Source organism: Nicoletella semolina, from assembly GCF_004345745.1.
In the GTDB taxonomy this organism is placed as follows: Bacteria; Pseudomonadota; Gammaproteobacteria; order Enterobacterales; family Pasteurellaceae; genus Nicoletella; species Nicoletella semolina.
In genome coordinates, this window is record NZ_SLXJ01000010.1 from 1 (window position 1) to 24,904 (window position 24,904).

A 24,904-nucleotide genomic window follows, 5' to 3' on the forward strand; every position below is an offset into this window, starting at 1 on the left:
CTATCTCAAATCTCATCAAGCACAACAGTGCGCCGTTGTGTGCCGTGCATTATAGGTAAATTCAAAATCTATGCAACCTATTTTTGCAATTTTTTTTATTAAAAAGGAATAACCGATTATAAAAAATACAACCAGCATTTATTTAACTCTACTAGCGGTTGAGTTTTAAACAAAAATAACAACACCATCGCAGAATTACAGCTAAACGAATTGCTTACTTGAATAAAAACTAGTCTAACAATAAAAAGATCTTTAATTAGCTTTTATCCTGTGGATAAGTTAGATCATTACCTGTAATTAACTTGAGATCTTACTCATAATAACTTATTGACCAGGCGCAATTGTGGATAACTCGTCTTGTTACCCACAACAAAAACAGCACATATAGCCACGATCTATACACATCTCATATATATACAACCTATTGAATAATCTATCAAAAAATCAATTATCCACATAAAAATGGATCCCTAATCATTATAAAAATAAAAGATCTATATATAAACGATCCTATTATTAGGATCTAAACAAATCGCCGTTTTCCCTGTATTAAATACTCATTTTTAAGGTAGAATAAGTTCCTTACGATCTTAAGTACAGAGAACAAACAATGATTTACCGTGAAATTTATGACGTTATTATTATCGGCGGTGGACACGCAGGAACAGAAGCAGCACTTGCACCTGCAAGAATGGGATTAAAAACCTTATTACTAACACATAATATTGACACTTTAGGACAGATGTCTTGCAATCCAGCAGTAGGTGGAATTGGAAAGGGACATCTTGTAAAAGAAATTGATGCAATGGGCGGTTTGATGGCAACAGCTACTGATCACGCAGGTATTCAATTTAGAACGCTAAATTCAAGTAAAGGTCCAGCAGTTCGTGCAACACGAGCACAAGCAGATAGAGTGCTTTATCGTCAGGCTGTGCGTACTGCTTTAGAAAATCAACCTAATCTTGATCTTTTTCAACAGGAAGTCATAGATATTGTCATTGAAAATAATCAAGCCACAGGTGTTGTAACTAAAATGGGGCTAATATTTAAAGCTAGATCTATTATACTTACAGCAGGGACGTTCTTAGCGGGAAAAATCCATATTGGATTAGATAATTATACAGGTGGACGAGCAGGTGATCCAGCGGCAACCACTCTTGCACAAAGATTGCGTGATCTTAATTTGCGAGTTGATCGTCTTAAAACGGGAACACCTCCACGTTTAGACGCTCGTACCATTAATTTTGAAGTATTAGCAAAACAACAAGGTGATGAAGTGCTGCCTGTTTTTTCTTTTATGGGATCAGCAAAGCAACATCCTCGCCAAATTCCTTGTTATATCACTCACACAAATGAGCAAACTCACGATTTAATTCGTCGAAGTCTCGATCGTAGCCCAATGTATACGGGGGTTATTGAGGGAATAGGTCCACGTTATTGCCCATCAATCGAAGATAAGGTTATGCGTTTTAGTGATCGCAATAGTCATCAAATCTACTTAGAACCTGAAGGATTAACTACGATAGAAGTTTATCCAAATGGTATTTCGACCAGTTTGCCATTTGATGTACAAATGGGAATCGTCAATTCAATGAAGGGCTTAGAAAATACACGAATAGTCAAACCAGGTTACGCAATTGAATATGATTATTTTGATCCAAGAGATCTCAAACCAACCCTTGAAACGAAAACAATAAATGGACTCTTTTTTGCAGGGCAAATTAACGGTACAACGGGTTATGAAGAAGCCGCAGCACAAGGGTTATTAGCAGGTATAAATGCAGGATTACAGGTTCAAGGCAAAGAACCTTGGTATCCCACTCGTGATCAGGCCTACATAGGCGTGTTGGTTGATGATCTTTGCACACTAGGGACAAAGGAACCTTACCGTGTATTTACATCTCGTGCAGAATATCGATTATTACTGCGTGAGGATAATGCCGATAGTCGCCTAACACCTATCGCACATAAATTGAGCTTAATTGATGAAGCTCGCTGGTCTCGTTTTAATCAAAAAATGGATAATATTGAAAGAGAACGATCAAGACTTAAGCAAATTTGGGCTCACCTACAAATGCCAAATTTGAATGAAGTGAATCAGTTATTAAATAGTCCATTAGCTCGTGAGGCGAGTGGAGAGGATTTATTACGTCGTCCTGAAGTGAGCTATCAAGCATTAACCCAAATTGAACCTTTCTCGCCAGCTTTAGAGGATCTTGAAGCTGCAGAGCAGGTCGAAATAGCGATCAAATATCAAGGCTATATAGAACATCAGTATCAAGAGATTGAGAGACATAAACGCCACGAAAATACCTTAATTCCAGCAGAGTTTGATTATCACAAGGTCGATAGTCTTTCTAACGAAGTGCGAGCTAAGTTGTTACAACATCGTCCTGTATCTATAGGGCAAGCCTCTCGCATTTCGGGGATTACACCTGCGGCAATTTCTATTTTACTCGTGGCATTGAAAAAGCAAGGAATGCTGAAGCGAGGTGAATAACTTAATTGATGTTTACTATTTTTAACCGCCTTGATGAATTAGTTGGCTGAGTTTAGTTTATCAATAGATTGATAGCAAGCGGTCAAAAATGGCTAATTTTTTGCAAAAAGAATGGCTATTTGTAAAAAAATTACTAATAGATATAAACGTTGAGGAATTGACAAAATGAAGAAAAAACTAGACCGCTTGTTAAATCAGGCATATCTTGTTTTAAGTGAACAGCAAAAAAATCAACTGGTTGATTTTGTTAATTTATTGGATAAATGGAACAAGGCGTACAACCTGACTTCAGTGCGAAATCCTGATGAAATGTTAGTTAAACATATTATGGATAGTTTGGTTGTCAGCCCATATTTAGTGGGGGAAAAGTTTATTGATGTCGGTACAGGACCAGGGTTACCAGGTATTCCATTAGCGATAGCCAATCCAGATAAGCAATTTGTGCTACTTGATAGCCTAGGTAAGCGAATTCGCTTTATTCAACAGGTTCTTTTACAGCTAGGGATAAAAAATGTAGAACCTATTCAAAGCCGAGTAGAAGAATATACCGAGAGCCAATTTGACGGCATATTGAGCCGAGCATTTGCTTCGTTAAATGACATGGTCGAATGGTGTTATCATTTGCCGAACAAAACAGGTTGTTTTTATGCTCTTAAAGGAATTTATTCGCCTGATGAAATTGAACATATTCAACAGCCGATAAGTTTGTGTAACGTTATTTCGCTTGATGTGCCAGAGCTGATTGGAGAACGGCATTTAGTCATTCTTCGTAAAAATAATGAAGAAATACATTAATTGAATTGTGGTCTTTTTGTGGCTCTTTGCTGTTTTGCAATGTTTATACAAAAACAGACCGCTTGTTTGCATTAAATTTAACAAAAAGATAACAGAAAAATGTGATAAATATCACAAAAATGAATATTTATGCTGGTAATATGCTAATTTATTTTATAAAGTGGCACTGTTTCTCTATATTATATTTTATATACAGGGGGTATTATATGCTCGACAAACAAACAAACAAACAAACAAACAAACAAATTTGGATTAAAACGCTCATTGCCTCTGCAATGGTGTTTACATCAAGTTCTCTCTTTGCTGCAAAAGTGCCAGCAGGCGTGCAATTAGCAGAAAGACAGTATGTTGCTATCGCTGGAACTGAGCCAGAAACCCTTGATCCACAAAGAATGTCTGGAAGCCCTGAAGGTGATATTGCTCGTCAATTATTTGAAGGATTATTTGTCAATGATCCTGATGGTAAGGTTGTACCAGCATTGGCTTATAAATGGGAGCATAATGATGATTATACTCAATGGACGTTCCATATTCGCCCTGAGGCAAAATGGTCTAATGGTGAAGCGGTAACAGCTCACGATTTTGTTTATGCATGGCAACGATTAATTGATCCAAAAAATGCGTTCAAATATGCCGATTATTTAAGTATTTTAAAATTAGTCAATGCTGATGAGATTATCAAAGGTGATAAACCTGTAGAGAGTTTAGGTATTAAGGCGATCGATGATCATACTTTGGTGCTAACGCTTTCGCATTCAATTCCGTATATCCCTGACCTATTGACACACTATGTGTTATCACCAACGCCCAAGAAAATCATTGAAAAATATGGTGAACGTTGGGTGTCGCCTGAAAATATGGTTGGGAACGGTGCTTACTTAATTGATCAACGTGTAGTTAATGAGAAAATTACCTTTAAGCGTAATCCAATGTATTGGAATGATAAAGAAACAGTCATTGATAAGGCAGAAATATTGATGATTACGAGTGAAAATGCGGTTAACCGTTATAGGGCAAATGATTTAGTTTTAGCTGGAGTCCCTTCAGTGATGTATAAGAAGCTAAAAGAAGAGTATCCTAGTCATATGCTCGTTAATCAAAGATTAACCAATTCAACCTTACAAATAAATTTACAGCGTGATCATTTCAAAGATGTCCGTGTGCGTAAAGCATTAAGTTTAGCTGTAGATCGTGATATTTTGGCAAAAAATGTATTGGGAAGAGGTGAGAAAGCGGCTTATTTATTTACGCCTAAAATCATCAATGGTGCAGAAAAATTCAAAGATCCTGATTTTGCTAGCTGGACACAGGAAGAACGTAACAAAGAAGCGATTAGATTGCTTAAAGAAGCAGGTTATAGTAAACAGAAACCACTTGAATTTGAATTACTTTACTACAAAAATGAGAGCTTAAAAAATATTATGGTTGCGGTAGATTCTATGTGGAAGAAAAACCTCCAAGGTATAGTTAAAGTAACATTACGTAACCAAGAGTGGAAAACTTATTTAGGTACACGAAGTGAAGGTAAGTTTGATATGGTATGGGCTGCTTGGGGGGCAGATTATAATGAGGCAACCACTTACCTGAACTATTTCCTTTCGAATAGTACATTTAATGATATTGGTTTTAAAGATGAAAAATATGATGAATTAGTGAAATCATCATACAAGGCAAAAACAGATGAAGAACGTAGAAATATTTACGCTCAAGCAGAAGAAAGACTCATTTCGCTTCACCCTATGATCTCTCTTTATAGTCCCATTGGAGTTTCTTTAAAACGCCCGTACCTAAAAGGGTATGAGGGAAAAGATCCCCAATCCCAATTCCGCTTTAAAGATTGGTATTTAGAGAAATATTAATCTGAAATAAGGAGAATCATAACAAAAATGAGAGGTAAAATTATCTCTCATTTTTTATCTGCTAACATTTTTATTATTTTGTTTTTTTGAACTATGTTGAGCGATTTGCTGTTTTTTTGCAAAAAATGAGGAAAAAATCACAAAAATGTCGGTAACTTCAAATTTTTAAAGGGCTTTTGGCTTGAAACTGACGAACGATTACGTATAATTCCGATGTATCTATGTATATTTTATATAGTGGTTAAAATCTAGTCATTTTAGTTTTATTACTGATTAGATATAGGATTGACTTGGAGGATATTTGTCTGCGGTTATAACAAATGCAAAGCGACAGTATCGACTTGTGTTACTTATTGAAACGATGTTAATTTTAGCGATTGCGTTAGTTTTGATAGGGATAAGTATTAAGCTAAGTATTAGTTTTTTTATTGGCTCAATGGGCAGTTTTTTTCCTTTTGTTTTATCGGTTTTTTTTGTATTTTTTCGAAAGAATATTGCAAGTAGCCAAAAGAATGGTAGCTCAAAGACCACAAATAGTGCAAAAGTATTGTATCAAAGTGAATTACTGAAATGGGCGACCACGATTGTTCTGTTTATTTTAGTGTTTACACTTTATCAGACGGTTGATTTTATTAGTTTTTTTGCAGGTTATTTTTTTTCATTGCTATGTAATACGGTATTGCCGATATTGATCATTTCAAGGGAAAATAAGATAAAAAGGTAACAATTTTTTTATTTATTAAAGGATAATATATGGCAGGTCAAACTACGGCAGATTATATCAGCCATCATTTGGCATTCTTGAAAACAGGTGATGGTTTTTGGAATGTACATTTAGATAGCCTCTTCTTCTCACTACTAGCAGGTGGGATTTTTTTATTTTTCTTTTATCGTGTTGCAAAAAAAGCGACTAGTGGTATTCCTGGTAAATTCCAATGTTTTGTTGAAATTGTGGTTGAATGGGTTGATGGAATGGTGAAAGATAATTTCCACGGTCCTCGAGGCGTGGTTGCACCATTAGCACTTACTGTATTTTGTTGGGTTTTCTTGATGAATGCGTTTGACCTCATTCCAGTGGATTATCCTCCTCAATTTGCTGCGTTATTGGGAATTGATTACTTGCGAGCGGTGCCTACAGCAGATATCAGTACAACATTAGGGCTTTCTATTGGTGTATTTGGACTTATCATTTTTTATACCATTAAATCGAAAGGTTTAACAGGATTTGCAAAAGAATATACATTACACCCATTTAATCATTGGGCATTTATTCCAGTGAATTTTTTACTTGAAGTTGTTACCTTAATAGCAAAGCCAATTTCATTGGCGTTCCGATTATTTGGTAATATGTACGCAGGTGAATTAATTTTTATTTTAATTGCTGTAATGTATATGGCTGATAGTATTGTGCCACAAGTATTGGGGGTGCCTTTGCATTTAATTTGGGCTATTTTCCATATTCTTGTGATTACTTTACAAGCATTCATTTTTATGATGCTGACGATTGTTTACTTAAGTATGGGCTATAACAAAGCTGAACATTAAGTTTCCAATGAGGTGTGAGCGGTGATTTTTTAGAAAATTTTTGCAAAGACCTTATTATTTTTTATTTTTCTTTATTTTTTTATCTTTCCATTTAACAGGAGAATTTTTATGGAAAACATTATTACTGCAACGATTTTCGGTTCTGTAATCCTTTTAGCTTTAGCAGCATTTGGTACTGCAATTGGTTTTGCATTACTTGGTGGTAAATTCTTAGAAGCTTCTGCTCGTCAGCCTGAATTGGCATCAAGCCTTCAAATTAAAATGTTTATCGTTGCAGGTCTTTTAGATGCGATCTCTATGATTGCGGTAGGTATTGCACTACTCTTTATTTTCGCAAACCCATTCATTGCTTTATTAGGCTAATCAAGTTGGGTAAAAACAGAACATCACTCGTTTAGGGTGATAAGTCCAACTTTGAGGAGGTCGTTGTGAATTTAAATGCAACATTAATTGGTCAGCTCATTGCGTTCGCTCTATTTGTAGCGTTCTGTATGAAGTATGTATGGCCACCAATTATTAAAGCAATTGAAGAACGTCAGGCAAATATTGCTAATGCACTTGCTGGTGCTGAAAAAGCCTTGCAAGAACAAGCCGATACGAAAATTTTGGTTGATCAAGAGTTAGCTAAAGCTCGTGAAGAAGCTCAACACATCATTGATTTAGCCACAAAACGCCGTAATGAGATTTTAGATTCTGTTCAAGCTGAAGCGGAGGTCGAACGAGCTAAAATTATTTCACAGGGTTATGCTGAAGTTGAGAATGAGCGTAAGCGTGTCCAAGAAGAACTTCGCCAAAAAGTTGCTGCATTAGCGGTAGCGGGTGCGGAGAAAATTGTTGGGCGTTCGGTTGATAGTGCAGCGAATAACGATATTATCGATAAGCTCGTTGCAGAATTGTAATTAAGAGGGGCCTATGTCAGAATTTACTACAGTCGCTCGCCCCTATGCTAAAGCAGCGTTTGATTTTGCTTTAGAAAATGGTCAGTTAGATAAATGGCAAGAAATGTTACAGTTTTCGGTTGCTGTTGCTGAAAATGAGCAGGTTGCAGAATTAATTAATTCTCAACTTGCAAGCGGTCAAATCGCTGACTTTTTTTGCAAAATTGGCAATGAAGAGCTTGATCAATACGGTCAGAATTTTATTCGTGTAATGGCGGAAAATAAGCGTTTATCCGTTTTGCCTTTTGTCTTGAAAGCATTTAATGAATTTCGTTTTGCTTATGAATCAACAAAAGAAATTGAGGTTGTTTCTGCAGCAGAACTCAGTGAAGCTCAAAAAGCAAAAGTCGTGGAAGCAATGGAAAAGCGTCTTAATAGACAAGTCCGTCTGATTTCTCGTGTTGATAATTCGCTACTTGCAGGGATTATTATTCGTTACGATGATACTGTAATTGATGGTAGTAGTAGAGGGCAACTAAATCGTTTAAGCCGAGAGTTGGGCTTATAAGAGGAATATAAAATGCAACTAAATTCTACAGAAATTAGTGAACTGATTAAAAAGCGAATTGCCCAGTTTAATGTGATGAGCGATGCTCAAAGCACTGGAACAATTGTTTCGGTAAGTGATGGAATTATTCGTATTCACGGATTATCTGATGTAATGCAAGGTGAGATGATTGCATTACTAAATAATCGTTATGCTATTGCACTTAACTTAGAAAGAGATTCGGTTGGTGCAGTCGTAATGGGACCGTATACAGACCTTGCCGAGGGGATGGAAGTAAAATGTACTGGTCGTATTTTAGAAGTACCAGTTGGTCGTGGTTTGCTTGGTCGCGTCGTTAATACATTAGGCGAACCAATTGATGGTAAAGGTGAAATAGTTAATGATGGTTTTTCACCAATTGAGGTAATTGCTCCAGGCGTTATTGATCGCCAATCGGTTGATCAGCCTGTTCAAACAGGCTATAAAGCGGTGGATTCAATGGTGCCAATTGGTCGTGGTCAGCGTGAGTTGATTATCGGCGACCGTCAAACGGGTAAAACGGCTCTTGCGATAGATGCAATTATCAATCAGCGTGATTCTGGGATTAAATGTATCTATGTGGCAATTGGGCAAAAAGCTTCAACTATTTCAAATGTAGTGCGTAAATTAGAAGAACACGGTGCGTTACAAAATACTATCGTGGTTGTTGCTTCTGCATCAGAATCTGCAGCGTTGCAATATCTTGCACCTTATGCAGGGTGTGCAATGGGAGAATATTTCCGTGATCGTGGTGAAGATGCTCTAATTGTATATGATGACTTATCTAAGCAAGCGGTCGCTTATCGTCAAATTTCACTTTTATTACGCCGTCCACCAGGTCGTGAAGCTTTCCCAGGTGATGTATTTTATCTTCATTCTCGCTTACTTGAGCGTGCTTCTCGTGTCAATGTGGATTATGTTGAACGTTTCACTAAAGGTGAAGTAAAAGGAAAAACAGGTTCTTTAACGGCTTTACCAATTATTGAAACACAAGCTGGGGACGTTTCAGCGTTCGTTCCGACAAACGTGATTTCAATTACAGATGGTCAGATTTTCTTAGAGTCTGGATTATTTAATGCAGGTATTCGTCCTGCGGTAAACCCAGGTATTTCGGTTTCTCGAGTGGGGAGTTCTGCTCAAACGAAATTAGTGAAAAAAATGTCAGGTGGTATTCGTACTGCTCTTGCACAATATCGTGAACTAGCCGCATTTGCTCAGTTTGCTTCAGATTTAGATGATGCAACACGCAAGCAGCTTTCACACGGTCAGAAAGTAACTGAATTACTGAAACAGAAACAATATGCACCAATGTCTGTTGCTCAATTAGGCTTGGTTTTGGCTGCGGCCGAATTTGGCTTTTTAGACGATGTTGCTGTTGAACGTATCGGTTCTTTTGAAGCTGCTCTTTTAGAGTATGCAAATGCTCATTATGCAGACTTTATGAATGAGCTTTCAGTTTCAGGTGATTTCAATGATTCAATCAAAGAAAAATTAACTGAAATTTTAAGTAGTTTTAAAAAGAATAGTGCGTGGTAATGCTACTTTAGCGGAGAAATAATATGGCAGGTGCTAAAGAGATAAGAACCAAAATTGCGAGTGTTCGTAATACTCAGAAAATTACTAAAGCGATGGAGATGGTTGCCGCGTCAAAAATGCGGAAAACACAGGAACGTATGGTTACGTCTCGCCCTTATTCCGAAACTATTCGCAAGGTAATCAGCCATATTGCCAAAGGAAAAATTGGTTATCAACACCCTTTTTTAACGCCTCGAACCACTAAAAAAGTAGGATATCTTGTCGTGTCTACAGATAGAGGTTTGTGTGGCGGTTTAAATGTGAATTTATTTAAATCGGTATTAAATGAATTAAATTCACAAAAACAGAAAGGTGTGAGTGTTCGTCTGAATTTGATTGGAAATAAAGCAATTTCATTTTTCCAAAATATGGGTGTAGAAGTTAATGCTCAGGTTTCAGGTTTAGGCGATACCCCTTTAATGGAAGATTTAGTTGGTGTGATAAACGGTATGGTTAAAGCTTATCGTGAAGAAGAGGTTGATGAAATCTATATTGTTTACAATAATTTCGTCAATACAATGTCGCAAAAGCCAATGGTTCAACAACTGCTTCCTTTAAAAGAGCTTGATAATGATGATTTAGATTCAAATAACACTTGGGATTATGAGTATGAACCTAATCCTCAGGTTTTATTAGATAGTTTATTAGTACGCTATATTGAATCTCAAGTTTATCAAGCAATTGTTGAGAATCTTGCGTCCGAACAGGCAGCCCGAATGGTAGCAATGAAAGCAGCAACTGATAATGCAGGTAATTTAATTGATGAATTGCAGTTGGTGTATAACAAAGCTCGTCAGGCAAGTATTACGAATGAATTAAATGAAATTGTTGCAGGTGCTGCAGCAATTTAACACAGAATAGAGGAACGGTAATGACAACTGGAAAAATTGTACAGATTATCGGTGCAGTCATCGACGTTGAGTTTCCGCAAGATGCAGTACCAAAAGTTTATGATGCATTAAAAGTTGAATCAGGATTAACACTTGAAGTTCAACAACAGTTAGGTGGTGGCTTAGTGCGTTGTATCGCATTGGGGACATCAGATGGTTTAAAACGTGGCTTAAATGTTGAAAATACAGGGAAAGCGATTGAAGTCCCTGTTGGTGAAAAAACACTTGGTCGCATAATGAATGTGTTAGGTGAGCCAATTGATGAAGTAGGTGATATTGGTGAGGAAGAACGTTGGGCTATTCACCGTGCTGCACCAAGTTATGAAGAACAAGCAAACAGTACAGAGCTTCTTGAAACAGGGATTAAGGTTATTGACCTAATTGCTCCATTTGCAAAAGGGGGGAAAGTTGGTCTGTTTGGTGGGGCTGGTGTAGGTAAAACTGTGAATATGATGGAGTTGATCCGTAATATTGCAATCGAACACTCTGGTTACTCAGTTTTTGCTGGAGTTGGTGAACGTACTCGTGAAGGAAACGATTTCTATCACGAAATGAAAGATTCTAACGTACTTGATAAAGTTTCTCTCGTTTATGGTCAAATGAATGAACCACCAGGCAATCGTCTGCGTGTCGCATTAACGGGTTTAACAATGGCAGAAAAATTCCGTGATGAAGGGCGTGATGTATTATTCTTTGTGGATAATATTTATCGTTACACTCTTGCAGGGACAGAGGTTTCTGCATTGTTAGGACGTATGCCATCAGCGGTAGGTTATCAGCCGACACTTGCAGAGGAAATGGGTGTGCTTCAAGAGCGTATTACTTCAACTAAAACAGGATCTATTACTTCTGTTCAAGCCGTGTACGTTCCTGCTGATGACTTAACAGACCCATCTCCAGCGACAACCTTTGCTCACTTAGATTCAACGGTTGTATTAAGTCGTCAAATTGCATCATTAGGTATCTATCCTGCGATTGATCCACTTGATTCAACTTCACGTCAGCTTGACCCTCTTGTTGTGGGAGAAGAGCATTATAATGTTGCTCGTGGCGTACAAAAGACGCTTCAACGTTATAAAGAGTTAAAAGATATTATTGCAATTTTAGGTATGGACGAATTGTCTGAAGAGGACAAACTCGTGGTATCAAGAGCTCGTAAAATTGAGCGTTACCTTTCTCAGCCTTTCCACGTTGCAGAAGTTTTTAATGGTGTACCAGGTAAATTCGTTTCACTTAAAGACACAATTCGTGGTTTCAAAGGTATTTTAGAAGGTGAATATGACCATATTCCAGAACAAGCGTTCTATATGGCAGGTTCAATTGACGAAGTGATTGAAAGAGCGAACAAGCTGTAATTGTTCCCTATAGCCGAGATTTTTCTCGGTTATTGACAATTTGATAAGGAGAACAAAATGGCATCTCAATTTCAACTAGTGGTTGTTAGTGCAGAAAATAAAATCTTTGATGGTCAAGTAAAGAGTATTCGAGTATCAGGGATTGATGGTGAGCTAGGTGTGTATGCTGGACATACACCTTTGCTGACGGCAATTAAACCTGGTATGGTAAAATTTACGCTTGCAGATGATAAAGAAGAATTTATCTATGTATCAGGTGGTTTTTTAGAAGTTCAACCCAAAACGGTTACCGTTCTTGCGGATACTGCAATTCGTGGTGATGAATTAGACGAACAGCGAATTTTGGCTGCGAAGCGTCAAGCGGAAGAAACGCTCAGTAAAAATACTGATGCAGATCTGAGTGCCAAATTAGCAAGAGAGATTGCAAAATTACGAGTTTATGAACTCACTAAAGCAAAATTAGCCAGCAAGCACTAAACGAAAACGCTTTGACTATAAGTTAAAGCGTTTTTTCTATTCCCATCAATCCCTCTTTAAATTTTCAATCTTCGTCTTATTTAACGCATAAACAAGCGGTTGTTTTTGAATAGGATTTTGCAGCGTATTATTCCCTCTGCTTAGCTTACATTTCTTTCTTGCACTATTTTTAGATTGCTAGCAATTTGTCATCATTTTGCAATATTTGATTGTTATATTACGCACATCTTCAGTATGGAGATAGTCAAGATAAACCTAGAGGAGAGATCTATGCACTCAATATACCTGAATAGAAAAAGGATTGCTATTTTATGTATCACACTCGCGTTGAGTATTTCTTCTGCTTATGCGAATACTAATTTACAGCAATTAGAAGATGCAGCAAGAAAAGAGGGCGTGATCAATAGTATTGGAATGCCTGATACTTGGGCAAATTGGAAAGATACTTGGACACAATTAGAGCAAAAATATGGCTTGAAGCATACCGATACAGATATGAGTTCAGCACAAGAGATTGCCAAGTTTGAAGCAGAGAAAAAGAATGCGACAGCAGATATTGGTGATGTAGGTATTTCTTTTGGACCGATTGCGGTAAAAAAAGGTGTTACACAAGCATATAAAACAAGTTACTGGAATGATGTACCAGATTGGGCTAAAGATGCTGATGGGCATTGGATGCTAGCCTACACCGGCACTATTGCATTTATCATCAATAAAGATACTGTGAAAGAGAATCCTCGTAGTTGGAGTGATTTATTAACGGGTAAGTATAAAGTTACAGTTGGTGATGTGAGTGTTGCTGCTCAGGCTGTGAATGGTGTTCTAGCTGCAAACTATGCCTTCGGTGGAGATGAAAAAGATTTAACTCCGGCTTTGGATTTTTTTGCCAAACTAGCTAAGCAAGGACGTTTGGGAATGGTTGATCCAAATATTGCCAATCTAGAAAAAGGTGAAATTGATGTTGCAGTAGTGTGGGATTTCAATGGATTAAATTATCGCGACAAGATTGATCCTAAGCGTTTTGATGTATTGATTCCATCTGATGGCAGTGTGATTTCAGGTTATACTACTATTATCAATAAATATGCGAAAAATCAAAATGCAGCAAAATTAGCTCGTGAATACATCTTCTCTGATCAAGGACAAATTAATCTAGCACGTGGTTATGCTCGCCCAATACGTGCAGAGAAAATAGACTTGCCGAAAGATGTGCTAGAAAAATTGCTGCCAGCTGAGCAATACAAAAACGCCCGTCCAATAAAAGATGCAAAAGCGTGGGAGGAATCTTCAAAACAGCTTCCGCGTCTATGGCAAGAAAAAGTCATTATTAATATGAAATAGGTGAGTTAATTATGAAAGCAATCCTTGTTATTTTAGATGGACTAAACTACACGACAGCATTACAAACAATGGGATACTTGCAGGCTTTATGTCAGCGTAATATTGGTAAGCTTTATCGTGTGAGTAGCGAGTTGCCAGCACTTTCAAGACCGTTATATGAATGTCTGCTAACAGGGGTTGCTCCAATTGAAAGCGGTGTAGTGAACAATGGGGTTGTTCGCTTATCGAATCAACAAAGTATTTTTCATTATGCTCGTGCTAAAGGTTTAACGACAGCAGCGGCAGCTTATTATTGGGTGAGTGAATTATATAACAATGCTCCGTTTGAACCTGTTAGGGATCGCCATACTTACAACGCAGATTTACCTATTCAATATGGGCATTTTTATTATGAGGATCATTACCCTGATTCTCATTTATTTGCTGATGGAGATAGCCTTCGTCACTATCACCAGCCTGATTTTATCTTATTTCATTCGATGAATATTGATGATATAGGACATAAGTATGGACAAGATAGCAGACAATATAGAGAAGCTGCACGAAATGCGGATAATTTGTTATCAATCTGTTTGCCAAAATGGTTGGATGAGGGATATCAAGTGATTGTAACCGCTGATCATGGTATGAATAATGATGGTAATCATCGAGCAGATTCAGAAACTGAGGCAAGGGTGCCTTTTTATGTGTTTGGTGAGGTATTTAGTTTGTTAGATACGGAAATTTTACAAACACAAATTTGCGGTACTATTTGTCAGATTTTGGGCGTTGATCATGATAAGCCATTTTGTGCTGAGTTATTAAAGTAAGAAAATTAGGTAAATATATGAAAGGGAAATGGTTTGCAGCATTATTAACATTACCATTTTTATTTTTTTTCTTTGCTTTTCAGATCGTTCCTTTGAGTTGGATTGTATTAAATAGTTTTCAAACAGAAGAGGGAGTTTGGGGCATTGCAAATTTTATAGAGATTTTAAATTCTTCGTTTTATTTACAAGCGATTCGCTACTCTATTGAGATTTCTTTTTGGTCTAGCCTTTTTGGATTAATTATTGCTTTATTTGCTACTCATTCCTTAAGTGTATTGCGTCCTTCAAGAATTGGCAATTTTATTTTGTCATTTAATAGTATGACGAGTAATTTTTCAGGCATTCCTTTGGCATTTGCTTTTATTATTTTACTAGGTGCAAATGGCACACTTAATTTATTACTACGCCATTATCAGTTTGAAGCAATCGATATCTATTCCAAATCTGGGATTATTATCATTTATACCTATTTTCAAATCCCATTAGCCATAATGCTGTTATACCCTGCATTTGAAGCTATAAAAAAAGAGTGGCAAGAGGCTTCAGCTTTATTAGGTGCGAATATTATTTCATATTGGTGGCGAATTATGCTACCTGTTTTAATGCCTGCGTTATTAGGCACATTTGTTATTTTGTTTGCCAATGCGATTGGTGCATATGCTACGATTTATGCTTTAACAAGCGGTAATTTTAATATTATTCCAATACGCATAGGAACTTTAGTCTCTGGAGATATTTTCCTTAATCCTTATTTAGCCAGTGCGTTATCCATTTTCTTAGTGTGTTTAATGTTTTTTATTACATTAATTCACCGCCTCTTAAATAAACGTTATCATTATCAAAATAAGACATAATAAAATGCGGAAAATCAAAATAGAACAACTCTATCATTATCTTGTGTTGGCATTAATAATGCTAATTTTAGTTGCACCAATGTTGGCTACGATTGTTTATTCCTTTTCTACCAGTTGGGGCGTTTCACTTTTACCTGAAGGACCCACTTTCGATTGGTATGTTTCCCTTTGGACAGATGAACGTTTTTTAGATTCTCTGATACGATCTTTGTGGATTTGTCTAGCTACATTATTCATAACCCTTATTTTCACTTTCCCTGTTATTTTTGTTATCCATTATTACTTCCCTAAATTAAAATCTTTGATGAATGTTGTGGTTGTTTTGCCTTTTGCGGTGCCTCCAGTGGTAGTGTCTGTTGGTTTGCTACAAATTTATTCAGATGAACCGCTTGCAATAACAGGTACGCCGTGGATTCTCATTGGTTGTTATTTTATTATTGCTTTGCCTTTTATTTATCGAGCAATTGAAAATAATTTAACAGCGATAAATTTGCGTGATTTGGTGGATACTGCACATTTGTTGGGAGCCAATACATTTCAAGCGGTATGGTTAATTATTCTGCCTAATTTAAGAAATGGGATGTTATCTGCTATTTTTCTCGCATTTTCATTCCTAATTGGTGAGTTTCTGTTTGCTAATATGTTGGTGGGTGGACAATACGAGACATTACAAGTTTATTTATACAACATAAGGCATCGTAGTGGACACTACTCGAGTGCATTGGTCGTGTCTTATTTTCTACTCATTCTAATTTTTGCATTATTAGCAAATACGCTAAGTCGAGATAAAAGGAAAAATTAATGTCTTATTTAAATGTACTTAATCTAACCAAAAAATACACAGAAAATACAATTTTTGAAAATATTTGCTTTTACGCCTCTAAAGGTGAGTTTGTTACCTTATTAGGACCGAGTGGTTGTGGTAAATCAACCTTGTTACGCTGTATAGCAGGTTTAACGGAAATTGACAGTGGTCAGATTTTATTAAATGAAAAAGAGATAACCTATTCTTCCCCTCAAAAACGAAATATTGCAATGGTATTTCAAAGTTATGCACTCTTTCCAAATATGACGGTTTATGAGAACGTCGCATTTGGATTGAAAATGCGTAAAGTGAATGCTAAAGAAATTAAATCACGTGTCAGTAATATTCTAGAATTAGTTGAATTAGAAAAATATCGGGATCGCTACCCACAACAATTATCAGGAGGGCAATCTCAACGGGTTGCATTAGCCCGTTCATTAGTTATACAGCCAGATTTATTATTGCTAGATGAACCTTTATCTGCACTTGATGCGAGGATTCGTAAACATTTACGCCAACAAATACGTCATATCCAGCAAGAACTTAATTTAACCACCATTTTTGTCACGCACGATCAAGAAGAAGCACTAATGATGTCAGATCGTATTGTGTTAATGAATCAAGGGAAAATAGAGCAGGCTTGTGATGCAGAAACCTTATATTTAGCACCTAGAAATCGCTTTAGTGCCAGTTTTATCGGAAATTATAATATTTTGAATCGCACTGATGCGTCAAAATTGCTAGGAAGAAATATACAGACAGATATTGCAATTCGTCCAGAATCAATTAGTTTACAAAATGATATGGAGCAGGGAGAGGGAGTAATTATTGAGCGAAATCTGTTGGGTAATATTATTCGCTATAAAGTGCGAGTAAATGAGGTTGATCTGGTTGTTGATAAGCTTAATTTATCAAGAGAGCATTTCTTTCCACTCGGTACACTTGTGCGTATTCACATAGAAGAAGAGCAAATAAGGAATTTAGAATGAGTATTGTACTTTTTGATCTAGATGAGACCTTGATTAACGGTGACAGTGCTTCTTTGTGGAGTGCTTTTATGCTCGAAGTAGGTTTAGTAGATAACGCATTTTTATCGCAAGAAAGAGCCATAATGCAAAAATATTCATCGGGCAAAATGTCAATGTCTGAATATATGGCATTTACCCTCACACCACTGCGAGCTTTATCTCAACAGAAACTTGCGGATTATGTTGCTCATTTTGTGGATAAATATATCTCTTCTCGTTTTTATCCACAGGCGTTGGAAAAAATAAACGATTATAAGCAAGCCAATCGGCGTTTAATCATTATTTCTGCTACTGCAGACTTTATTGTTACCGCCATAGCTAAAAAGTTGGTAATCCAAGAGGTGATCGCTGTTCAAACGGAGGTAGTTGATGGTTGTTATACCGGTAAAACAATCGGTGTATTAAGTTATCAGCAAGGAAAAGTGGAACGCTTAAAAGATTACTTAGGAAATGAATATGAAGGATTAATTCGCACTGCGACCTTTTATTCAGATTCTTGTAATGACCTTCCATTATTAAATGAAGTGGCTTATCCTAAAGTCGTTAATCCTGATGAAATGCTACGCACTGTTGCAGAACATTCGGGGTGGCCAATTTTATATTGGCACTAATAATATATGCTATAATGGCTAAAAGTCTTTTTGGATAGTTTGTATTACATGCCTACAATGAAGGATATTGCACGTCTTGCAGGCGTATCCCTTTCTACCGTTTCTCACGTTGTGAATCAATCTCGTTTTGTGAGCGAAGAGATTACTCTGCGAGTACAAAAGGTCATCGAAGAATTAAATTACAAACCTTCACTCGTTGCTCGTAGCCTTAAAATTAAACAAACCAAAACGATCGGAATGCTGGTGACAGCCAGCAATAATCCTTTTTTTGCAGAAGTGGTGAGGCACGTTGAGCGTTATTGTGAGCGACATAATTATCATCTCATTTTAGTGAATACCGAAGCCAACATCGAAAATCTTGAGAAACACCTTGGGCGTTTATTGCTTAAACAAGTTGATGGGTTGCTATTGATGTGTAGTGAACCGCAAGATTTTTCGACTAAAATATTAGCCGAAATCAGTTTGCCGACGGTGGTCATTGATTGGTGGCAGCAGCCACTAACAGCCGATATTGTTCACGAAAATTCAGAATTGGGTGGTTATATTGCTACAAAATCGCTGATTGATGCAGGTTATACTGAAATTGCAGTGATTACAGGCGAGCTAACAAAACCGCACGCTGCGAATCGTTTGGCAGGGTACAAGTGGGCGATATTGGAGCAAAATTTGCAACTCAATCCAGAATGGATCGTTGAAAGTCATTTTCACTACGAGGGGGGAGTACAAGGAATGCAAGCCTTGTTGCAGCTGTCTCACAAACCTAGAGCCATTTTTGCGATGAGTGATAGCATTGCGATAGGTGTTTATCAAGCCATTTGGCAAGCAGGGCTGCGTATTCCGCAAGACATTGCCGTTATCGGCTATGATAATATTGAGCTTGCCCAGTATCTTTCTCCGCCACTATCGACTATTCACCAACCTAAAGCGAGGCTGGCGAAAAATGCGGTACAGCAATTACTTGCTCGCATTCATAATCCAACCAAGAAAGTGGAACATATCTTACTCACCCCTGAATTGGTTCATCGAAAATCTTTTTAATCGTTATTTTGCGAAGTAGATCACATTTTCAATAAAATCTGTTTGTTTTTTATGCTTTGTTTTTTTATTATCATCGAAACGTTTCGATAGACTGGTCACGGAAGAGTTTAAATGAAAAAAACGACGATTTTAAATGCTCAACTTTCCCAAGTCATTGCCACAATGGGGCATACCGATGGGCTGACGATTTGTGATGCAGGATTGCCTATTCCATTAGAGCAGCAATGTGTGGATTTAGCTTTAACCAGAAATATTCCTAACTTTTTATCCACTGTTGAAGCGGTGTTAAGCGAACTATTTGTGGAAAAAATTGTGCTGGCGGACGAAATAAAGCGTAATAATCCCCAAGTTGAAGAACGCTTGTTACAACTTATTGCAAATATTAGCCAGCAGCAGGGTAAGGTTATTTCAGTGGAATATTTGCCACATAGTGAATTTAAGTTACAAAGCAGTCAGGCTAAAGCAGTTGTGCGGACAGGGGAGTGTTCGCCTTATGCTAATGTGATTCTCTATTCTGGTGTACCGTTCTAGCGGTCTAAATCAATGATAATTTTGCAAAAATAATGCAATAGAGGCAGAGAGTAAAGAGGCTGATATGGAGACGTTATTAAAAATTAAAGGGATAGATAAAGCGTTCTTTGGTGTGCAAGCGTTAAAAAATGCCTGCTTGAATGTTTATGCTGGGCGAGTGATGGCGTTGATGGGCGAAAATGGTGCGGGCAAATCAACTTTGATGAAAATCTTAACAGGGATTTATCAGCGAGACGCAGGCACGATTGAGTATCTAGGGAATGAGGTTAATTTTGCCAATCCTAAAGCCTCTCAGGAATCTGGATTGAGCATTATTCATCAAGAATTGAATATTCTGGGCAATTTATCCATTGCGGAAAATATCTTTTTAGGTCGAGAATTTACGCACTCTTGGGGAGCGATAGATTGGCGTAAAATGTACACCGAAGCAGACCGCTTGTTGGCTCGATTAGGGATTTCATACAGCAGTAAGCGGTTGGCCTGCGAGTTGTCGATTGGCGAATTACAGATGGTTGAAATCGCCAAAGCATTAAGTTTTGAATCAAAAGTGATCGTGATGGACGAACCGACTGACGCCTTGACAGATAAGGAGACCGAAGCGTTATTTGATGTGATTAAAGAATTAAAATCACAAGGACGAGGCATTGTCTACATCTCGCATAGGATTAACGAAATATTTACCATTTGCGATGACATTACTGTACTGCGAGATGGGCAATTTATTGGCGAAAAAGCAGTGGTGGATTTGAATGAAGATCAGCTGATTGAGATGATGGTTGGGCGTAAGTTAGATGAACAGTATCCTTATCAAGCAGTGTCAAATCAGTCGCCATTGCTTGAGGTGAAAAACTTATCTGGCGAGGGCGTCAATAATGTCAGTTTTATGCTTAATTCGGGGGAAATTCTTGGTTTTTCAGGTTTGATGGGAGCAGGGCGGACAGAATTGGCAAAAGTGTTGTATGGGGCATTAAGACGTACAGGCGGTGAGATTTATCTTCACGGTAAAAAAATGAATCATACCACGCCTCAGCAGGGTTTAGCCAATGGCATTGTGTATATTTCTGAAGATAGAAAAGGTGATGGGCTTATTTTAGGTATGTCGGTCAAGGAAAATATGTCGCTTACCGCATTGGATTATCTGTCAGATTGGGGGCGAATTGATCAGAAAAAAGAGCAGATGACTGTTGCGGATTTTATTGATTTATTTGCAATAAAAACGCCCACAATGCATAAAATCATTGGCGAACTTTCTGGTGGCAATCAGCAAAAAGTGGCGATTGCCAAAGGATTAATGACTCGTCCTTGTGTGTTGATTCTTGATGAACCGACCAGAGGCGTTGATGTTGGGGCAAAGAAAGAGATTTATCAGCTCATTAACCGTTTTAAATCCGAGGGGTTAAGTATTATGTTGATTTCCTCTGATATGCCTGAGGTGCTGGGAATGTCAGACCGTATTGTGGTGATGCGTGAAGGGCGGATTAATGGCGAGTTTAGTCGTATGGAAGCCACGCAGGAAAAACTGCTTGCGGCAGCTATTCAACATTAAGCGGTCTGTTGTGTGAAAAATTTTGCAAAATTTCTGTGAAAACTCACCGCTTATCAATAGGGTAACTAAAAGGAAATACTATGAATGTAAAAAAATTGCTTATTGAACAGCGGTCTATCATTGCGTTGTTGGTACTGATTGCTGTGGTTTCAAGTTTAAACCCTCATTTTTTCAGTAGCGATAATTTGCTTAATATTCTCCGCCAAACATCAGTCAATGCCATTATCGCGATTGGAATGACCTTTGTGATTTTAATCGCAGGCATTGATCTTTCTGTGGGATCAGTGCTGGCTTTGACAGGCGCTGTTGCTGCAACGTTAATTGGGTTCGATTTATCTATTTATTTGGTTGTGCCATTGGTGTTGCTTTTTGGCGCGTTGATAGGGGCAGTTAATGGTGCGTTAGTGGCTTTTGGTAAGGTGCAAGCCTTTATGGCAACGCTTATCACTATGTTGCTACTGCGAGGGGTAACCATGATTTATATGGACGGAAGACCGATCAGCACAGGCTTTTCTGAACAAGCTGACAGCTTTGCAGAATTAGGCACAGGCGTTTTTTTAGGTGTGCCAATCCCTGTTTGGCTCACGGCGAGTTTATTTATCCTCGCTTGGTTTTTACTGACTCAAACTCGTGTGGGGCGTTATATTTACGCACTAGGTGGAAACGAGGCAGCAACAGCGTTATCTGGGATTAATGTCAATAAAGTGAAATTATTTGTGTTTGCGGTGAGCGGTTTTCTGGCAGCTCTCGCAGGCTTAATTGTTACCTCTCGTTTAGGTTCAGCACAACCGACAGCAGGGACAGGCTATGAATTGGACGCTATTGCCGCCGTAGTCGTGGGAGGGACGAGCTTAATGGGCGGTAAAGGACGTATCTTCGGCACATTGATTGGGGCATTGATTATTGGTTTTCTCAGTAATGCCTTGAATTTATTAGATATTGACTCTTACTACCAACTGGTCGCAAAGGCGTTGGTGATATTGACGGCGGTGATTGTTGATAATGTTATTGGGCGTAAGCACGCTTAATGATCGTTTTATTTAGTTAATGTTATTGTTCTCTCTGTTTTTTATCTCATTTCAAAGGAATTTTTATGAAAAAATTAACAACCCTTAGTCTTGCTTTAGGTCTCGCTTTTTCTGCGAAAGCAATGGCTCAAGAAACTCTCGCATTAGCGATTTCAACGCTAGACAATCCATTTTTTGTTACCTTAAAGGAAGGTGCAGAGAAAAAAGCACAAGAATTGGGGTATAAATTGGTGGTATTGGATTCGCAAAATGACCCTGCGAAAGAACTTGCGAATATTGAAGATTTAACCGTGCGTGGGGCGAAAGTTCTATTAATTAATCCAACGGATTCCGATGCGGTAGGGAATGCAGTGGCAATGGCGAACAAGAAAAATATTCCTGTGATTACCCTTGACCGTGGTGCGAATAAGGGCGAGGTGGTCAGTCATATTGCGTCTGATAATGTAGCTGGCGGCAAAATGGCAGGCGATTTTATTGCTCAAAAAGTGGGAAAAAATGCAAAAGTTATTCAACTTGAAGGTATTGCTGGCACATCGGCTGCTCGTGAGCGTGGAGAGGGGTTTAAACAAGCGGTAGCCGCAAACCAGTTTGAGCTTTTAGCTAGCCAGCCTGCAGATTTTGACCGAATTAAAGGCTTGAATGTGATGGAAAATTTACTGACCAATCAACGCGAGGTAAAAGCGGTATTTGCACAAAATGATGAAATGGCGTTAGGGGCGTTGCGTGCGATTCAAGCTTCAGGTAAAGACGTTGTTGTCGTTGGATTTGACGGCACAGACGATGCAGTCAAAGCGGTAAAAAGAGGGAAATTAGCCGCAACGATTGCACAGCAACCTGAGAAAATTGGGGAGTTAGGGGTTGTTACGGCGGATAAGCTGCTTAAAGGGGAAAAAGTGGAAGCGACCATTCCTGTGCCGTTAAAAGTCATTTCACAATAAGTTTGCTGTTATTCAATCCTCTTTTATAAAAGGGGATTGATGACTAAGGGGTAAATAATGAAAAAACTTTGTGTGTTAGGCAGCATTAATGTTGATCACGTTATTCATATTCCTCAATTTCCCCAAGCAGGTGAAACGCTCACAGGCTATGATTACCATCAGGCGTTTGGCGGAAAAGGGGCAAATCAAGCCGTTGCGGCTGCTCGGCTGGGGACGGAAGTTTCATTTATTGGAGCTATTGGCGAAGATGATATTGGTCAGACGATGAAAAATAGCTTTGCTAATGAGAAGATTAATACTCAAGGGATTGCGGTTATTGCAGGGCAAAATACAGGGTTGGCGATGATTCAAGTTGCAGACTCTGGAGAAAATAGCATTGTGATTTCTGCAGGTGCGAATGCGAGTCTTGATGAAACGAGAGTGCTGCAGCACAAGGCGTTGATCGCTGAAGCGGATTATTTGCTGATGCAATTGGAAACGCCATTGCCAGCGGTCAGTTTGGCGGCAAAATTTGCAAAAGAGACAGGGACAAAGGTGGTTTTAAATCCAGCTCCTGCCAAGCCGTTACCCAAGGAGTTATTGGCGTTGGTGGATATGATTACGCCGAATGAAACGGAAGCGGAAATATTGACAGGGGTAAAAATTGTTGATGAACAGACCGCGTATCAGGCAGCACAAGCCTTTCATCAATTTGGTATTGAATTAGTGCTCATCACGCTTGGTGAAAGAGGTGTGTATGTGAGTCAAAAAGATAATCAAGCGGGTGAAATTATAGCTGGCTTTAAAGTGGAAGCAAAGGATACGACCGCCGCAGGCGATACCTTTAATGGGGCGTTGATTAGTGCATTGATGGAGCAAAAAACGCTAAATCAAGCGATTCGCTTTGCTCACGCAGCTGCTGCAATTTCAGTTACTCGAAAAGGGGCTCAAAGCTCAATTCCTTATCTTGCAGAAGTAGGTGAATTTTTAAGCAAATGTCATCATTAAGTGGATTAGCTTGCAAAAATATCCGCCCTACTCAACGCTTGTATCTGAAAATAAAGGATTACAACTTAATAAAACCGTCGTAAACGTGGGTGGCATCGCCTGTCATAAAGAGAGGGGTGTTCTCGCCTTTCCAATGGATATGCAATGTGCCACCTAGTAAATCAACTTGAACATTGCTATCTAGTATACCTTGCATAATACCGACTGCAACAGCCCCACACGCACCGCTGCCGCACGCTTGAGTCTCTCCTGCACCTCGTTCAAAAACACGCAGTTTGATATGGTGGCGGTTGATCACTTGCATAAATCCGATATTGGCTCGTTCAGGAAAACGTTCGTGGCTTTCAAGTAATGTGCCTAGCTCTTGGACTTTTGCGGTTTTTATATCTTCCACTTGCAGCACGCAGTGCGGATTTCCCATTGAGACTACGCCACAAAAAACGGTTTGTAGATCGGTGCGTAAAATATAATTTTTTTCAAATTTATTGGCAGTAAAAGGAATCTCGCTAGGTTGCCAAATGGGTATGCCCATATTGACCTGAATTTGTTCGTTTTCTTTAAGGCTTAGTACCATTTTGCCTTTATTAGTACTGACTTGAATGTGTTCTTTATTGGTAAGCCCTTTTAGTTTAACAAAGCGAGCAAAGCAACGAGCCCCATTGCCACATTGAGCCACTTCGCTGCCGTCAGCGTTAAAAATGCGGTAATGGAAATCAAGTTCTGGATCGTATGGCGGTTCAACTAATAAAAGTTGATCAAAGCCCACACCTCGATGACGATCTGCTAATTTACGAATAATTTCACTGGTTAGATAGACGTTTTGAGTAACACCATCAATGACCATAAAATCGTTACCGAGTCCGTGCATTTTTGAAAATTGCATACTGTTTCCTCTATTTTCTATGAAGAATATCAATAATTAGAAATT

General features: G+C 38.2%; 25 protein-coding genes. 24 read left to right on the top strand and 1 reads right to left on the bottom strand.

The features are described 5' to 3' along the window. The first annotated feature begins 610 nt into the window (after window positions 1–610). The 24 genes from mnmG (at window position 611) to rbsK (ending at window position 23,976) form a co-directional block, all read left to right on the top strand. A complete protein-coding gene (mnmG, locus tag EV693_RS06830) occupies window positions 611–2,500 on the top strand; it encodes a tRNA uridine-5-carboxymethylaminomethyl(34) synthesis enzyme MnmG (RefSeq protein WP_132501620.1) in 1,890 nt (629 codons plus the stop codon). 165 nt (window positions 2,501–2,665) lie between these two features. Then, window positions 2,666–3,295, top strand: coding sequence for a 16S rRNA (guanine(527)-N(7))-methyltransferase RsmG (rsmG, locus tag EV693_RS06835; protein ID WP_132501621.1), 630 nt, complete (start codon window positions 2,666–2,668; stop codon window positions 3,293–3,295). Window positions 3,296–3,501: 206 nt separating this feature from the next. Further along, window positions 3,502–5,154: a peptide ABC transporter substrate-binding protein gene (locus tag EV693_RS06840; protein ID WP_132501622.1), complete on the top strand. Its 1,653-nt coding sequence runs from the start codon at window positions 3,502–3,504 to the stop codon at window positions 5,152–5,154. Between the two features lie 343 nt (window positions 5,155–5,497). Next, window positions 5,498–5,878 (top strand): ATP synthase subunit I, encoded by a 381-nt coding sequence (locus EV693_RS09770; protein WP_132501623.1) that lies wholly within the window; start codon window positions 5,498–5,500, stop codon window positions 5,876–5,878. A gap of 29 nt (window positions 5,879–5,907) precedes the next feature. After that, a complete protein-coding gene (gene atpB / locus EV693_RS06850) occupies window positions 5,908–6,699 on the top strand; it encodes a F0F1 ATP synthase subunit A (protein WP_132501624.1) in 792 nt (263 codons plus the stop codon). A 108-nt stretch (window positions 6,700–6,807) separates the two neighbouring features. Then, a complete protein-coding gene (atpE, locus tag EV693_RS06855; RefSeq protein WP_132501625.1) occupies window positions 6,808–7,062 on the top strand; it encodes a F0F1 ATP synthase subunit C in 255 nt (84 codons plus the stop codon). 65 nt (window positions 7,063–7,127) lie between these two features. Beyond that, window positions 7,128–7,598: a F0F1 ATP synthase subunit B gene (gene atpF, locus EV693_RS06860; protein WP_132501626.1), complete on the top strand. Its 471-nt coding sequence runs from the start codon at window positions 7,128–7,130 to the stop codon at window positions 7,596–7,598. A gap of 13 nt (window positions 7,599–7,611) precedes the next feature. Next, entirely contained in the window at window positions 7,612–8,145 is a 534-nt protein-coding gene (gene atpH, locus EV693_RS06865; RefSeq protein ID WP_132501627.1) for a F0F1 ATP synthase subunit delta, read from the top strand. Window positions 8,146–8,157: 12 nt separating this feature from the next. Continuing rightward, window positions 8,158–9,699: a F0F1 ATP synthase subunit alpha gene (gene atpA / locus EV693_RS06870; protein ID WP_132501628.1), complete on the top strand. Its 1,542-nt coding sequence runs from the start codon at window positions 8,158–8,160 to the stop codon at window positions 9,697–9,699. A 23-nt stretch (window positions 9,700–9,722) separates the two neighbouring features. Next, a complete protein-coding gene (atpG, locus tag EV693_RS06875; protein ID WP_132501629.1) occupies window positions 9,723–10,589 on the top strand; it encodes a F0F1 ATP synthase subunit gamma in 867 nt (288 codons plus the stop codon). 20 nt (window positions 10,590–10,609) lie between these two features. Then, window positions 10,610–11,983, top strand: a complete 1,374-nt coding sequence (atpD, locus tag EV693_RS06880; protein ID WP_132501630.1) for a F0F1 ATP synthase subunit beta — start codon at window positions 10,610–10,612, stop codon at window positions 11,981–11,983. 57 nt (window positions 11,984–12,040) lie between these two features. Next, complete coding sequence (locus EV693_RS06885) at window positions 12,041–12,460, top strand: F0F1 ATP synthase subunit epsilon (protein WP_132501631.1); 420 nt, start codon at window positions 12,041–12,043, stop codon at window positions 12,458–12,460. A 270-nt stretch (window positions 12,461–12,730) separates the two neighbouring features. Continuing rightward, on the top strand, window positions 12,731–13,801 hold the full coding sequence (locus EV693_RS06890; protein ID WP_132501632.1) for an ABC transporter substrate-binding protein: 1,071 nt from the start codon (window positions 12,731–12,733) through the stop codon (window positions 13,799–13,801). Between the two features lie 11 nt (window positions 13,802–13,812). Continuing rightward, on the top strand, window positions 13,813–14,610 hold the full coding sequence (locus EV693_RS06895) for an alkaline phosphatase family protein (RefSeq protein ID WP_132501633.1): 798 nt from the start codon (window positions 13,813–13,815) through the stop codon (window positions 14,608–14,610). Between the two features lie 17 nt (window positions 14,611–14,627). Then, window positions 14,628–15,464: an ABC transporter permease gene (locus EV693_RS06900; protein WP_132501634.1), complete on the top strand. Its 837-nt coding sequence runs from the start codon at window positions 14,628–14,630 to the stop codon at window positions 15,462–15,464. A gap of 4 nt (window positions 15,465–15,468) precedes the next feature. Further along, window positions 15,469–16,266 (top strand): ABC transporter permease, encoded by a 798-nt coding sequence (locus EV693_RS06905; protein ID WP_132501635.1) that lies wholly within the window; start codon window positions 15,469–15,471, stop codon window positions 16,264–16,266. Then, a complete protein-coding gene (locus EV693_RS06910; RefSeq protein WP_132501636.1) occupies window positions 16,266–17,258 on the top strand; it encodes an ABC transporter ATP-binding protein in 993 nt (330 codons plus the stop codon). Before EV693_RS06905 ends, EV693_RS06910 begins: the two co-directional genes overlap by 1 nt. Next, a complete protein-coding gene (locus tag EV693_RS06915; protein ID WP_132501637.1) occupies window positions 17,255–17,908 on the top strand; it encodes an HAD family hydrolase in 654 nt (217 codons plus the stop codon). The genes EV693_RS06910 and EV693_RS06915 overlap by 4 nt, the downstream gene beginning before the upstream one ends. 48 nt (window positions 17,909–17,956) lie before the next feature. After that, window positions 17,957–18,946 (top strand): substrate-binding domain-containing protein, encoded by a 990-nt coding sequence (locus EV693_RS06920; protein WP_132501638.1) that lies wholly within the window; start codon window positions 17,957–17,959, stop codon window positions 18,944–18,946. A 111-nt stretch (window positions 18,947–19,057) separates the two neighbouring features. After that, window positions 19,058–19,477 carry a D-ribose pyranase gene (rbsD, locus tag EV693_RS06925; protein ID WP_132501639.1) on the top strand — a complete coding sequence of 140 codons (420 nt, stop codon included), beginning with the start codon at window positions 19,058–19,060 and terminating at the stop codon, window positions 19,475–19,477. 64 nt (window positions 19,478–19,541) lie between these two features. Continuing rightward, the gene (gene rbsA, locus EV693_RS06930; protein ID WP_132501640.1) at window positions 19,542–21,023 is read left to right on the top strand and encodes a ribose ABC transporter ATP-binding protein RbsA; all 1,482 of its coding nucleotides are present in this window, start codon (window positions 19,542–19,544) and stop codon (window positions 21,021–21,023) included. 80 nt (window positions 21,024–21,103) lie between these two features. Further along, a complete protein-coding gene (gene rbsC, locus EV693_RS06935; RefSeq protein ID WP_132501641.1) occupies window positions 21,104–22,051 on the top strand; it encodes a ribose ABC transporter permease in 948 nt (315 codons plus the stop codon). A 65-nt stretch (window positions 22,052–22,116) separates the two neighbouring features. Beyond that, window positions 22,117–22,989 carry a ribose ABC transporter substrate-binding protein RbsB gene (rbsB, locus tag EV693_RS06940; RefSeq protein ID WP_132501642.1) on the top strand — a complete coding sequence of 291 codons (873 nt, stop codon included), beginning with the start codon at window positions 22,117–22,119 and terminating at the stop codon, window positions 22,987–22,989. A gap of 57 nt (window positions 22,990–23,046) precedes the next feature. Further along, on the top strand, window positions 23,047–23,976 hold the full coding sequence (gene rbsK / locus EV693_RS06945; RefSeq protein WP_132501643.1) for a ribokinase: 930 nt from the start codon (window positions 23,047–23,049) through the stop codon (window positions 23,974–23,976). 58 nt (window positions 23,977–24,034) lie between these two features. On the opposite strand, the gene dapF is transcribed toward rbsK, so the two are convergent. Beyond that, the gene (gene dapF / locus EV693_RS06950) at window positions 24,035–24,859 is read right to left on the bottom strand and encodes a diaminopimelate epimerase (RefSeq protein WP_132501644.1); all 825 of its coding nucleotides are present in this window, start codon (window positions 24,857–24,859) and stop codon (window positions 24,035–24,037) included. Window positions 24,860–24,904: the final 45 nt, after the last annotated feature.